At 42.4% G+C, this 12,454-nt stretch carries 12 protein-coding genes and 1 pseudogene; 9 read left to right on the forward strand and 4 right to left on the reverse strand.

The window, feature by feature from the left end; genetic code table 11:
• Positions 1-245: 245 nt before the first annotated feature.
• A complete protein-coding gene (locus tag AC3CHU_RS20695) occupies positions 246-1,160 on the forward strand; it encodes a hypothetical protein (protein WP_488518939.1) in 915 nt (304 codons plus the stop codon).
• Between the two features lie 157 nt (positions 1,161-1,317).
• Positions 1,318-1,518, forward strand: a complete 201-nt coding sequence (locus AC3CHU_RS20700; RefSeq protein ID WP_108196711.1) for a hypothetical protein — start codon at positions 1,318-1,320, stop codon at positions 1,516-1,518.
• A 497-nt stretch (positions 1,519-2,015) separates the two neighbouring features.
• Here the strand turns inward: AC3CHU_RS20700 and AC3CHU_RS20705 are convergent, their stop codons facing one another.
• Both AC3CHU_RS20705 and AC3CHU_RS20710 read right to left on the reverse strand, forming a co-directional pair.
• Positions 2,016-2,630, reverse strand: coding sequence for a DsbA family protein (locus AC3CHU_RS20705; RefSeq protein WP_108100858.1), 615 nt, complete (start codon positions 2,628-2,630; stop codon positions 2,016-2,018).
• A complete protein-coding gene (locus tag AC3CHU_RS20710; protein ID WP_488525556.1) occupies positions 2,624-3,490 on the reverse strand; it encodes an MBL fold metallo-hydrolase in 867 nt (288 codons plus the stop codon). The genes AC3CHU_RS20705 and AC3CHU_RS20710 overlap by 7 nt, the downstream gene beginning before the upstream one ends.
• A 113-nt stretch (positions 3,491-3,603) precedes the next feature.
• Between AC3CHU_RS20710 and AC3CHU_RS20715 the strand changes: the two genes are divergently transcribed.
• Together AC3CHU_RS20715 and AC3CHU_RS20720 are read left to right on the forward strand one after the other, a co-directional pair.
• Positions 3,604-4,491 (forward strand): LysR family transcriptional regulator, encoded by an 888-nt coding sequence (locus AC3CHU_RS20715; protein ID WP_488525557.1) that lies wholly within the window; start codon positions 3,604-3,606, stop codon positions 4,489-4,491.
• A 277-nt stretch (positions 4,492-4,768) separates the two neighbouring features.
• The gene (locus tag AC3CHU_RS20720; RefSeq protein ID WP_371963902.1) at positions 4,769-4,948 is read left to right on the forward strand and encodes a type 2 periplasmic-binding domain-containing protein; all 180 of its coding nucleotides are present in this window, start codon (positions 4,769-4,771) and stop codon (positions 4,946-4,948) included.
• 250 nt (positions 4,949-5,198) lie between these two features.
• Here AC3CHU_RS20720 and AC3CHU_RS20725 read toward each other — a convergent pair whose 3' ends face one another.
• The gene (locus AC3CHU_RS20725) at positions 5,199-5,834 is read right to left on the reverse strand and encodes a protein kinase family protein (RefSeq protein ID WP_488525558.1); all 636 of its coding nucleotides are present in this window, start codon (positions 5,832-5,834) and stop codon (positions 5,199-5,201) included.
• Between the two features lie 452 nt (positions 5,835-6,286).
• Here AC3CHU_RS20725 and AC3CHU_RS20730 point away from each other — a divergent pair, with 452 nt between their 5' ends.
• The 3 genes from AC3CHU_RS20730 (at position 6,287) to AC3CHU_RS20740 (ending at position 8,319) form a co-directional block, all read left to right on the forward strand.
• Positions 6,287-6,430: a hypothetical protein gene (locus tag AC3CHU_RS20730; protein WP_170962378.1), complete on the forward strand. Its 144-nt coding sequence runs from the start codon at positions 6,287-6,289 to the stop codon at positions 6,428-6,430.
• 234 nt (positions 6,431-6,664) lie between these two features.
• A complete protein-coding gene (gene ltrA, locus AC3CHU_RS20735; protein ID WP_488525098.1) occupies positions 6,665-8,137 on the forward strand; it encodes a group II intron reverse transcriptase/maturase in 1,473 nt (490 codons plus the stop codon).
• Between the two features lie 47 nt (positions 8,138-8,184).
• Positions 8,185-8,319, forward strand: a complete 135-nt coding sequence (locus tag AC3CHU_RS20740) for a hypothetical protein (protein ID WP_488525559.1) — start codon at positions 8,185-8,187, stop codon at positions 8,317-8,319.
• Positions 8,320-8,381: 62 nt separating this feature from the next.
• Here AC3CHU_RS20740 and AC3CHU_RS20745 read toward each other — a convergent pair whose 3' ends face one another.
• Positions 8,382-10,286 carry a bifunctional metallophosphatase/5'-nucleotidase gene (locus tag AC3CHU_RS20745; RefSeq protein ID WP_488525560.1) on the reverse strand — a complete coding sequence of 635 codons (1,905 nt, stop codon included), beginning with the start codon at positions 10,284-10,286 and terminating at the stop codon, positions 8,382-8,384.
• A 372-nt stretch (positions 10,287-10,658) separates the two neighbouring features.
• On the opposite strand from AC3CHU_RS20745, the gene AC3CHU_RS20750 reads away from it, so the two are divergent.
• Positions 10,659-11,483: an ABC transporter ATP-binding protein gene (locus AC3CHU_RS20750; protein ID WP_488525561.1), complete on the forward strand. Its 825-nt coding sequence runs from the start codon at positions 10,659-10,661 to the stop codon at positions 11,481-11,483.
• A pseudogene (locus tag AC3CHU_RS20755) lies at positions 11,480-12,441 on the forward strand (ABC transporter substrate-binding protein). Before AC3CHU_RS20750 ends, AC3CHU_RS20755 begins: the two are co-directional and overlap by 4 nt.
• Positions 12,442-12,454 lie beyond the last annotated feature (13 nt).

Raw genomic sequence — 12,454 nt, forward strand, 5'->3', positions numbered from 1 at the left:
AACCTAAAACTGCGCCTGCGTATACAACCAGAGACAAGATACCGCTCGTCAAGTCATCAACGAATGCTGATTCTCTCAATTAGTTTATATTAAGTTCAAAACTCAACATTAAAATTAGTTGCATAACCATAGCATGATTTAGATAATATTCAATGGTTTGTAAGGTGTTGTTAGCGCCAGAACATAACAAACTGTTCAAGAAGGGCGTTAGGTTTATCAGGTTAGTTCTTTATGAAGTTGAAATTATGAATATTGAAAATGAAGTAAAAAAATTTAAAACGCATGTATCAACAATGTCTGAAGAAGAGTCCATGAAGCATTTTTCTGAGCAGCAGAAAGCTTATGATATTGAGTATAAATCTTTCAAAAGCGCATATGATGAAGATAAGTGTTATATGTGTGGTAAGCCATTTTCTAGTATTAGCACTGAAAAACCATGCTTACATTGGCTGTTAAGGCGTTGCAAATTCAAGAAAAAAGACTTTAAGAAAATAAGTGAAGCATTCGATTTTTATCAGATTTCAGCCTATCTAAGGTGGGTGGCTTTTGCTGAATCTGGCGCAAAAAATATTAATAACCTAAAAGAAGAAAGCTCGGATCGTAAAAAATTTGAAGTAACAATTAAGTGGAAAAATATTGAGTGGACTTTAGATTGTTCTCATAATGATTTCGCAGGTCATGCAGGTAGTAAAACAGACTTCCCTCATTGGCATTTTCAAATGCGTATTGATGGCAGGCAGTTTATTAATTTTAATGATTATCACATACAATTCTCAAATAACGACCAACTTAAATTGTCTTTGGAGAATGATCAGGATTCAGGTTTTGAGCATAACTTTGGATATGCTGGGAAAGGTATGCAAGAGGTAATGGATGATATCGCTAAAGACTTTGATGGTCACATGGAGAGTGCAATGTCCGCATCAAATCCTGACGATGGCAGTGTTCATATTCAGTCAATGGTAATGGCTCCTGATGGTGGTATTTCTGGTGAAAAAATAGATGAAGCTTTAGAAATGCACAGAAAAACAGGTAAAACTCTTCAATACTGTTTTTCTAAAGTACTTGAATCAGATGAAAACGTATCTATTAAATCTATAGTCAGCCCTTCGGAAAGTGTTCCTGAGATAGCGAAAAGAACGGAACGCACGCGTAGATAAACCTAACAAAAACATAAAGGTGACGCTCTACACTCGGCGGTTTTGGTTCGGAGTTAAGTGCGCTTTGTAAGTTGGTCGTGGCGCCCCTTGTATTAGGCGTAGTGTGTCAGTGTGGGAATGTAGGTGTTCTTATCTAATATCCAAAGGTGTGTAAATAATGAATAAAGTACATGAACTTCAAAAAATGACTGAAGAAGAACTACTTGAGTATGGTGTGTTGATCGAAACTACAATTAGTTCGCTATTAATCGAATCGAAATCAAGCTCACCAATTAGGTCCAATCAGGCTGGAATGAGACTTGATTCTTGGGATAAGAAACAAAGAGAGTTAAATGACTTCCTATATAAGAAAGGTTAGTTAAAAGTTGGACTTTGAAGAACTAGGTGCGTGTCTTTATCGTGGGCTAATGGATATCGAAGGTGGGCTTTCAATGTGCTAAGTTGAGAGCCCATTTGGAAACTTAATAGGACTACGAGGGAAAAACACATACCAGCATTTAAGGTTTCAAGATACTTTTTCTAATCTTGTATAAACGATTTAGAGCTATAGGTCTAAATTGTTTATGTCCACCTTCGATTCAGCAAGGTCTTTGCTGAATCATCTTTGTCCATTTAAGTGTTTGATCAATATACCACCGATAGACTTCATCATTAGTTTTGTTTCAAGTTTATTATTTCAGGCTACCCTTGGTGGTGAACGGAAACCCCCAGAAGCTATCATATGTGGCATCTGCAAAAAATACTTAAGATGCATAATCATCTGGTTGAAAGAAGTTCGCGCCGCAATTTCATTTGCGTCACGAACATTATGAGTGGGGCTTTATACACTATCTGTTAACGCAAGGTCGCGTTTAGTTAAATTTCTAATAATGTCTTCCATTGCTCTGTTCGGCCATAAAACTCGGTATGAGGCAACCTCTTAAATTCCCCATTGTCTTCAATCATAAGTGTTGGGTAACCCTGAACGCCCAATCGGGTCATCATTTGATGGCTAATATCGATTTCGGCGTCTTCTAAGGGTTCCCCTGTTTGCATTTTCTCTCGCCATAACTGTTGGTCGAGCCCTAATTGAACAGCCAACTCTTCCAAACTGCTAAGAGTATTGACAGCTTTCCCTTCAATGTAGTGTGCTTTTTGTATTGCTTTTAACATGTCAAATGGATCAAGCCCTAAAGATTCTCCAACAAGAATTGCCCGAGTAGGAAGATAAGAGTCCAGAACAAGTTGCTCATTATCTGCTACACGTTCGATATAATCCTGTCCGAACTGAGCATTGGTCTGTTCACTAATTCGTCGGTCACTATTTAAAATATGCTGACGAAACGATGGTGCTATCAATTTTGCTGGAAGCATCCCTCCGGAGTGCATTACTAACTGATACTTACTGCTGCTTGCAATTAATTCTACCAATGGAGTCGCGCCATAGCACCACCCACACATAGGATCATAGAAGTAGTGAATAGTTACCATGTCATCTCTCCCATATGAACTTTCGCACCAATGCTTAAAGCAATAGGTAACTTCGAGCCTTTGTATTTCTCAGACATTTTTTCAATGAGTTGTTCGCTATTTTTACTGTTCTTTTTTGACTCACTGAAATCTTCAAGATACTGCAAAGAGTAGTTAATGGATTCAACGTTTAACGCAGTTCCCGATTTCATATGTCCCGGAATAACCGTTTCCGGTTGTAAAGCTTGCATCTCCTTAAGTTGCTCACTCCATGCATTTTGACTCAGCTCGGTTTGCGTATCTGCAGTCCAAAGATGCAAATTTCCAAATATTGCTATGTTACCTAATATTGTTTTACTTGAAGGAATCCATAAGTATGGGCGGTGCGGTAAAATGCCATCCGTACCTTTTATCTCAATCTTGTGTCCTTCCAAAATAAGACTTGTCGCCTCTATTGCTTTAGGAATATAAGGCGTAACAGGTGCATTGCTGCCCATTCTAGGACTCCACACCTTGAGTTTGGAAGGCAGTTTCTTTTCTATGACTTCCTTTACCGCAGGCGTTGTCACAATATCTGCATCGGGAAACAAGGTGTGTAATACTTCAGCGCCAAAATAGAAGTCAGGGTCGGCCTGACTAATGAAAATAGTTTTTAATTCTTTGCCCGTATCCTGTATTTTGGCTGCAATTCGCAGAGCATCTGCTTTAGTAAAGCCAGTATCTATCAGCATTACCTCACTCTCTCCAACAATCAATGTTGAGTTGGCGTGGAAGCTGTTTTCGTCTGCGTTATAAACATCAAAAGTCAGTGTCGTTTGCTCTGTGGCAAAGGCGCTACCTGCGACTAAGGTGGATGCGGCTAATAGGCTGATTCTTTTCATGACTTGCTCCGTAAATTATATGGCTTGTTTTGATGTGATAAATCATAAATTATTGACATGATCTGAAAAACATACAAAATCAAACATCATTATTTCTTAATTCGAGCAAATAAATGGATAAATTAACCGCTGCAAAAGTATTTATTGATATTGCTCAATCAGGCAGTTTTACCGCTACGGCTGACAGACTTGAGATGTCTCGCCCTATGGTGACTCGTTATGTTGAAGCTATGGAGAAGTGGTTAAACGCCCGTTTACTACACCGAACAACCCGAAAGGTAACGCTCACAACGACCGGAGAGCGGTGTTTAAAGGAAGTTGAGGTTTGGCTTGAGCAAGCGAACGGGTTAGTCGCTTTAAGTGATAATAGTGAAGAGCTAACTGGGATAGTACGAGTTGCGACAAGTATGTCATTCGGGTTTTCGCAGCTTGTCCCTGCGCTTTTGAATTTCATGGCTATGCATCCCAAAGTCCATGTCGATATCGACCTACAGGATTCAGTCGCTGACCTAACAGAAAAGCAAATTGATCTTGCGCTTAGAATTGCTTCTAATCCGGAACCATCTTTGATTGGTAAACCGATAGCCATTTGCGAATCGGTACTAGTTGCTTCACCTGCATATTTAGCAAGCAGGAAAGACCTCTCGGAGCCAGAGCAACTGAGTATGCATAACTGTCTGGGGTATAAAAACTTTCAGCGACACGTATGGCACCTCACGAATGGTACTCAACAAAAATCAATAGATGTTGAATGTAAACTAACCGCTAACGAGGCTACGACATTACTCCATGCAGCACTTATTGGTGGAGGTGTCGCCATTCAACCAACCTACTTAGCTAATCAATACATCGAGAGCGGCACATTACAGCCAGTCCTATCAGAGTGGAAACCCGCCGATCTGACAATATATGCGCTCTATTCTTCAAGAAAACATCAATCTCCAACCGTAAGAGCATTAATTGATTATTTGCATGAGTATTTCAAAGACAATCCTTGGTAGAACTTGGGGGTTAGATAGTGGTGGGACAAGAGATTCCTGTCCGCATTCGAAACTTACAATAGCCTATAGGTGGTTTGCGCCTCCCCTCCACATCTAGCAGAACATGTCGCTACTTTATCCCCGAAGACTTACTCGATCACAATTGCTTAACCCACAAACGAATAGACAATGATTGGCTGTTTGTTCCTAAGGTCGGCTCTAACTACGCTCAGCCCGTTAATGTGTGACGGTCACAAGTAACTACTCTGTAAATGATAGTTCCATACTTCTCAATGCCGTGATTAATGGCAAAGGTATATCATGTTTAACATTGCCCTTTATTGTCAACGAAATACAAACTGGGACTTTGACTGTCTTATTGGAGGACTTTAAAATCAAACAATTGGCATATGGGCTCTGTACCCCTCAAGGCAATATCGACCCAAACTATCTCGACACTTTTTGGACTTCTGCATAATTGATGCCCGTAGAGTTACGATACTAGAAGTTATGTGAAAGTTCAGCGTGTCTGATGGTTCGTAACTCAGAATTGTCCAGAGGCTTCATCGATCTGAATTTTGACTCGTGGCACTTTCTAACTTGAAAGTGCCCCATTGCAAGTTTCAGCACCTTGGAAGATCTATAAGCAAAACTTATTCGATAAACTTTATTCGCTTTAGCGCGTACTGAAAACTCGCTTAACCTAGTATTGAGTAAGATAGTGGAAATCATCTAACTCTGAATGCAAAATTAGTGGACTTAGTCATCACTTTTATTTGGCTTAAATAGTTTCGAACAGAATTTTTTAAAGGCTTCAATTTGGTTAGGTTATTTCTCGACCATAACAGTTTTTTGAATAGTTCGGATTCACTTGTTGTTAATTCTTGTGGTTGATGGGCCATTATCAAGCGCAACAGATTGTATTGGTTAACTTTTAGTGCGGCGTACCAAATTGGAGAGTAACGAAAACCTCTGAAGGATACTCTCTCAAAGTCAACCATACCCAAGTTACCATCTTCATCAACAATAAAATCACGTAACGGCATTGCATGACGGGAAATACCGTTTGCATTTAATTCATGCACTAACTTTCTCAATTGATAAACCTGTGATTCAGTGAGTGTCTCAGGCCGTTTTCCGCTGATTCTCGACATGACAATTTGTAGTAAATCGTCATCACACTCAGAAACTTGTGGGAAGCCTTTCTTTTCGAGTAGAAGATTGAGTGCTCTCTTTTCTCTTGTATACCGTTGTTGTGAGTTACGACCTTTCTTGAAAGTTTTTATAACAACATCATCATGAATTTCAACACGCATTTTTGAAGTTTCGTAAACTCCATCAATTACCACTTTACTTGATAACAAAACAGGCCTCCCAAAAAAGAAAATATCAACTGACTTAAAGGTTACTACCTTATAAATTCAGTTAATAATCTCTTAAGTAGGATATGGTCCTCTGTATTGGGTTATTCTAAAGCCCCTAGTTTATGCTGAGATCTCTACTTATGGCTTGTGGTGTTGTGGAACAGCTAATTTGGCCACTAGGTTAGATATTTTTCGATACCTAAGATAATCCGTTAAATCCTAATTTAGAAATGACGCTAACAAGCTTTTGTCCGTGCGACCTGAAGTCGTATGAAGCGTTGTTCACCGCTTTATGAGTGAACCGTCTGTATCACCAGATGAACCTACGAGCCTGAATAAAGCAGCGGCTCGGACAATGTAACGAAACTTGGCCGTTTGGCCGAGTGGGAAAAGAATCGTGAGAGGACGTTCCTCCTGAAAACCACAATTCGGGTAAGTGCTAGGTAGTCAGTATGATGAACGTATGTGAATCCATTCAAGGTGCGTTATGTGATGAAGCAGCGGAAGTGGTTAATACGCTGTGGCCAAAAGGCAATGAGAGTTGGAAAGAGGTTGGACAGTACTTTTTCGTGGTCGCTGTACTCTCCGCACTATAGTGGGCATCTAAGCTGACATTTTACGTAACATACGGAACAGGGTAAGCCTGAATCACTCCCTTTGGGAAAGCCTTTGTGGCCGATAGTGATGCAGGTATAGGAGGTCGGAAAAAGCGAAAGCTGCATTGTAATGATGTAGATACAGACCTGTGTCTGATCACGAAAGTGAGCCCACTTCCGACTGGTCTCCCATTGCGAGATAATTTGAAGAACTTTATTCAAGGAGAAAAGCAAATGATGATCTCGAAAGAGATTAGTGCACCTTCTGACGGCGCTCAATGGCAGTCCATCGATTGGAAATCCGTTGAAGCACACGTATTGAAGCTTCAAATGCGTATCGCAAAAGCAACTAGAGAAAAGAAATACGGTAAGGTGAAGTCCTTACAGTGGCTCTTGACTCATTCTCGCTCAGCCAAGCTTCTTGCGGTTAAGCGAGTCTCTCAGAATAAAGGCAGTAAAACGCCTGGAATAGACGGTGTCACCTGGAACACAGATGCACGCCGTATGAAAGCAGTCAATCAACTGAGTCGCAAGGCTTACTCTGCAAAACCACTCAAACGTATCTACATTCCCAAAAAGAACGGCAAGCTCAGGCCATTGGGTATTCCATGCATGATTGATAGAGTGCAACAAGCCCTCCACCTTCTAGCATTAGATCCTGTGTCCGAAACATTTGCCGACCTCAATAGCTATGGTTTTAGGCCAAATCGCAGCACGGCTGACGCTGTCAGTCAGTGCTTCAAATGTTTGGCTCTAAAGCGATCAGCGAAATGGATTCTTGAGGGAGATATTAAAGCTTGCTTCGACAAAATCGGGCATGAATGGCTGATGGACAATATCACTGTAGATAAACGAATGTTAGAGCAATGGTTAAAATCTGGCTATGTAGATAAGGGGCTGTTCTACGATACCGAAGAAGGTACACCTCAAGGCGGAATAATATCTCCAACCTTGATGCTAATGACTCTCGCGGGAATAGAGCAACAAATAAAATCTACAGCCCTGAAAAAGGGTGCTAGGGCCAACTTTATCGGTTATGCGGATGATTTCGTGGTCACCTGCTCTTCAAAGGAAGTGCTAGTGAACGATATCAAACCGTTGATTGCTGACTTTCTGGCAAAAAGAGGGCTAACCCTCTCCGAAGAGAAAACAAAGGTCACTCATATTGATGATGGCTTTGACTTTCTGGGTTTCAATCACAGGAAGTACAAAGGGAAATTGCTCATTAAACCGAGCAAATCCAACACGTTGTTATTCTTGAGAAACCTACGTGAACTTATTAAAAAGCACGCAACCATCCCTGTTAACGATCTTATCAAGTTGATAAACCCGAAACTCAGAGGATGGGCGAATTACTATCGCCACTGTGTTGCTAAACAAGTATTCGGGTATGTCGGCCACAAACTATTCCAAGCGCTATGGCACTGGGCAGTTAGACGTCATCCAACCAAGTCCAAAGACTGGGTTGTTCATAAGTATTTTCTTAATCGTAAAGGCCAGTGGCAATTTCACGGTTGGCAGAAAATTATGACCATGGACTGTCACTTCAATCTGTTCCAAATAGCGAAAGTACCCATCGAGCGACACGTAAAAATCAGGAATGCAGCGACCCCTTTTGATCCTCAATACCAAGAATACTTGGCGAAGAGAAAACCCAAAAGGCTAGCCCGCAACTCTTGGAAAGAACCTGTCCCGACTGCGTTATAAGTTGCTGGGTATCAATGATGCCTTAGTGGAGGCTTGAGCCGTATGCAGTGAAAGTTGCACGTACGGTTCTTAGAGGGGCGGCACTTGGTAACAAGTGTCGTCTACTCGACAACTATGAGTTAGTCTTTGCGGATCATTTATCCAGTATCAACCGTGTAATTAGTAAAGGTGTGGTGTTGTAGGACGGGAACGACTTAACCACGCTCTAAGCGTCGTTAAGTCGTTATTGGTTTGAGGTCAGGGATTAGTTGAGCGCTTCAATCAGAGTGATTTCGCGTTTGATTTGCTTACTCTCTTGCTCAGTCGCCTGTGCTAGTTTCTTTTCACGTGCGGTTATGGCTGTTTGTTTGGCTTCGTCAGATTTGAACATCAGTTCTTTCACGTTGATAGAAGCGATGTTTGTGTAGCGGCCATCGTCACTGGTCGGGATTGATATGGTTTCATCATTAATCAATGACTTTACGATCTCTCGCTGTTCATTGTAGCGGTTCTCTAACCCCGAAAGTGCCCATCGCTGCTGAGTTTTACCTTCATACTTGCCGTTCTTTTCTTCTTTAAGATACTTGATGGTCATATTACGGATCGTGCCGGCTTCTTCTCCATACTCTGCTTCTGTATCAAAGAGTACAGGGAACGAATCTCCTTCTAGCACGCCACCTTTCTTGGTTAGATGACCCATTCGATAGCTATTCATACCAATACGGATTTCTGTTTCATCTGTAACTGGAGTGCCATCTGCAAACGCGAGGTTGGTGATGCGTGTACCTGCAGGTTGAGTAAGGTCGATGGTATAAGTCACGCCCGCGAAGAAGTCGTTGGTTGAGTATTTTGAAGCTCTACGTTCAGGGTTAAAGCTGTAGGTCACATCACCGGGTTGTACGGAATTGAAGTAACCAGCAGACCATTCCATGTAGGTTCTCAGCTCTTTACCTGTCATCTGGTAGACAGTGATTTCGCCACCCGAGTATTGGTAGTTGTACGCGATGTCTTTGGCTTTGATTGGGCCAACATCAAGCTCTGCATTGTCGTTGTCTATTTGAAGTGCGATGACATTGGCTTTGGGTGCATAGAAGAAGCTCGCTTCTTGGTATAGCGCACTGATGCCTGTGTCTTGAACGTGGACTTGAGGGATGCCGCGGATTTCGTTTTCTGGGACTAAATCAACGCCGGTAAGCTGAGCGACAGGTCGATTCGCCATTTCTCTGAGTTGTTTGTGATAAGGCTGGTATAACTCGTCCATATTTTCATCAGAGTCGATACCTTTAATTTTATAGGTGAAACTGTCTTTGTTGACGAGAGTGAATGTGCCATCGCGTTCTTCAAATTGAAGATCAATACGAGATAAGGCGCGGCCATATTTGTCGGGTTCAGTAATGATAACGCCATTCACAACGGCTTTATCAATGCGAGTGTGCATGTGACCAGCGACGATGGCATCAAGCTCTGGGTTTGCATTGGCAATGTCGGTGACACCGGTGTCAGCAATGTCATTCTCGTTTTCAATCCCCATATGGGCAACCAATACGATGGCATCCACTTGATCATCAATTTCTTTGACGATTTTCTTCACTTCCAAGGTTGGGTTAGTGAAAGTGACGCCTTCTAAACGGTTGGTGCCTTGCGCAAAGACCTCCGTCATTGGGGTATCCATTCCTATCACGCCGATCTTAATACCACCGCGTTCAAGGATGGTGTAACCCGGCAAGAATGGGTTTCCGTTTTTGTTCTTGATGTTGCCACCGAGAGATTGCCCTTTAAATTGAGTAACGGCTCTGTTAAGCGTTTTAAGGCCAAAGTCGAATTCGTGGTTACCTAAAACCCACACATCGTATTTCATGTGATTAAAGCCAAGCATCATTGGATCAACGGGCTCGTCTTTGAAGGTTTCGACGAAGTTGCCTTGGATGGTGTCGCCAGCGTCGACAAGGATAATGTTAGATTGCTCTTTGCGGATATTACCAACTTTGGTCGCGATTTGGCTTAAGCTACCACGAGTGTTGAGTTTATCTGCCGCATAATCCCACGCCATAAAATGACCGTGGATATCTGAAGTACCCAGTATCGTGACATCGTGTATGTCGCCATCAGCTGCAAAGGTTGGAGAGGCTAAAGAGAGTAGGATGGCGCTTGATAGTATGTGTCTTTTCATAAGTATGTTCACATCGTGGTTTTAAGTATGACGCTACCATATAGAATCGAGATTACCTTATGGGTGATCAGTGTCATATTTATAGTGATATAACTTACTGATGTTTCAAATAAATGTGATTAATGCCCATCTCGTAACCACTTAAGTTATAGTCAAAACTCACTACAACTCTTTGCTGCGTTCTCAATACTCAATTCCTTTAATCAAACTTTCTCAGTGAATCAATTTCCGTAAGCACTTCTGTCTCTGTTCAAGGTGATTGGGTTATCCCGCCATTTCCAATGCTTCTTAGCGCGGTCTTAATATTTCTATTATTAACTATATCTTTAATTTATTGTTATGTTATAACATAACAATAAATGATGTTTTTGGATGTTCGGTGGAAAATTGAATAAACCTGTATTGTCTGTGCGCGGGCTCTGCGCTGATGGCTTGGCTAACTGGAGGGCCGTCTCCGACGTGACATTTGATGTGAACGATGGTCAATGCGTTGCCATCATTGGCCCCAATGGAAGTGGAAAGTCCAGTTTGCTGAAAGGCATTACAGGCGAATACAAAACCGTCGCGGGTGAGTTGATGTTGTCTGGTATTGCGCTTGGAAGCCTTGAGCGGCAGCAGATAGCCAAGCAAGTCGCGGTGGTTACTCAACATGAGCATGTTGATCCTCGTTTGAGTGTTGCTGAGTATGTTGGCTTAGGCCGAACTCCTCATACGTTTTGTTGTAGCGCAAAAGAGCACCAACGAGCGGTTCAGCAGGCGATGCAAGATGTCGGGCTTGTTCACAAAAGCCAGCGGTGCTTTGGTGAACTATCCGGTGGTGAACAGCAACGTGCAAGTATTGCTCGCGCATTTGCACAAGAGCCGAGGCTTTTACTCTTAGATGAACCTACAAACCACCTTGATCCTCTCGCTCGTCTTGAACTTCTGAGCCTAATTAAACAACGCGGCATTGCGTCTGTTGTGGTGTTGCATGATTTACCTTTGGTAGCGCCATTCGCCGACAAAGTCTTGTTGATGTCAGACCAAAAAATGGTGGCGTTCTCAGCCCCAGATACCGTGATGCAAGACCGATACATGATCCCTGTTTTTGGATTGTGCGTTCTCACGTTCAATCATCCTAATCTGTGCAGCACCATCCATCATTTTGAAGCTGCATCAACTCACTCTAATCACTCTTTAATAGGAGCAGCCCAATGAAGTGGCCTGTAATTTCCAGTCTTTTGTTTCTTTTACCTTTCTCTTTTGCGCATGCGACAAGCACTCAATACCCAGTGACGGTTGATAACTGTGGGAGCTCACTGACCATTGAAAAGCGACCTTCAAGAGCGGTTGTGCACGACATCAATATGACCGAGATGGCTTTTGCCCTTGGTCTTCAAAAGGAGATGGTGGGTGTTACGGGCATTACTGGTTGGTACAAGATGTCGAGTTCGTTCGAAGAACGTTTAGGAGACATTCCTGAGCTAGCACCTAAGTATCCTTCATTAGAAACATTGATTGCTGCTGATGCTGACTTCTTTTTCGCTGGCTGGAATTACGGAATGAAAGTGGGTGGTGAAGTGACGCCTCAAACACTGAAGCCATACGGGGTTGATACTTTAGTGCTCTCTGAGAGTTGCATTCATACCCAAGACCAAAAAGAAGGCGCGACAATGGGTCTGCTTTATGGCGACATGCAAAGTTAGGCGTTATTTTCGACAAGCAAGCAGAAGCCGAGGCTTTGGTAAACAGCTGGAAAGAGAGAGTTAAAAAAGTAGCAGAAAAGCAAAAAGCATCAGGTAAGCCGAGTCCAAAAGTGTTCTTGTTTGATTCGGGTGAAGATAAGCCTTTCACCGCGGGTAAGTACGGAATGCCAAACGCAATGATTGAAGCTGCTGGTGGCCAAAATATCACTGGTAACATGGAAGCAAGTTGGGCTCGAACCTCTTGGGAGAATGTCGCTCGTGAAAACCCAGATGTGATTATCCTTCTTGATTACCAATCGGCGAGTGGTGCCGATTCGTTGCAACGTTTCCTCGAAGCCCATCCATTAATGAAATACACCAATGCGGTCACTTCTGGTCGCTATGTCAAACTACGTTATGAGCAACTCACTCCTGGGCCTGCCAATATCGATGCCATTGAGAAACTTGCAGAGGCGTTCGTTTCTGAGTGATCGGGAAGGTAGT

This window comes from Vibrio sp. QJM3NY_39 (assembly GCF_057785895.1).

Bases quoted from the DNA above. Each gene is read 5' to 3' on its own strand.
- AC3CHU_RS20695 (WP_488518939.1), top strand. From the start codon at position 246: ATGAATATTGAAAATGAAGTAAAAAAATTTAAAACGCATGTATCAACA.
- AC3CHU_RS20700 (WP_108196711.1), top strand. From the start codon at position 1,318: ATGAATAAAGTACATGAACTTCAAAAAATGACTGAAGAAGAACTACTT.
- AC3CHU_RS20705 (WP_108100858.1), bottom strand. From the start codon at position 2,630: ATGGTAACTATTCACTACTTCTATGATCCTATGTGTGGGTGGTGCTAT.
- AC3CHU_RS20710 (WP_488525556.1), bottom strand. From the start codon at position 3,490: ATGAAAAGAATCAGCCTATTAGCCGCATCCACCTTAGTCGCAGGTAGC.
- AC3CHU_RS20715 (WP_488525557.1), top strand. From the start codon at position 3,604: ATGGATAAATTAACCGCTGCAAAAGTATTTATTGATATTGCTCAATCA.
- AC3CHU_RS20730 (WP_170962378.1), top strand. From the start codon at position 6,287: ATGATGAACGTATGTGAATCCATTCAAGGTGCGTTATGTGATGAAGCA.
- ltrA (WP_488525098.1), top strand. From the start codon at position 6,665: ATGATGATCTCGAAAGAGATTAGTGCACCTTCTGACGGCGCTCAATGG.
- AC3CHU_RS20745 (WP_488525560.1), bottom strand. From the start codon at position 10,286: ATGAAAAGACACATACTATCAAGCGCCATCCTACTCTCTTTAGCCTCT.
- AC3CHU_RS20750 (WP_488525561.1), top strand. From the start codon at position 10,659: ATGTTCGGTGGAAAATTGAATAAACCTGTATTGTCTGTGCGCGGGCTC.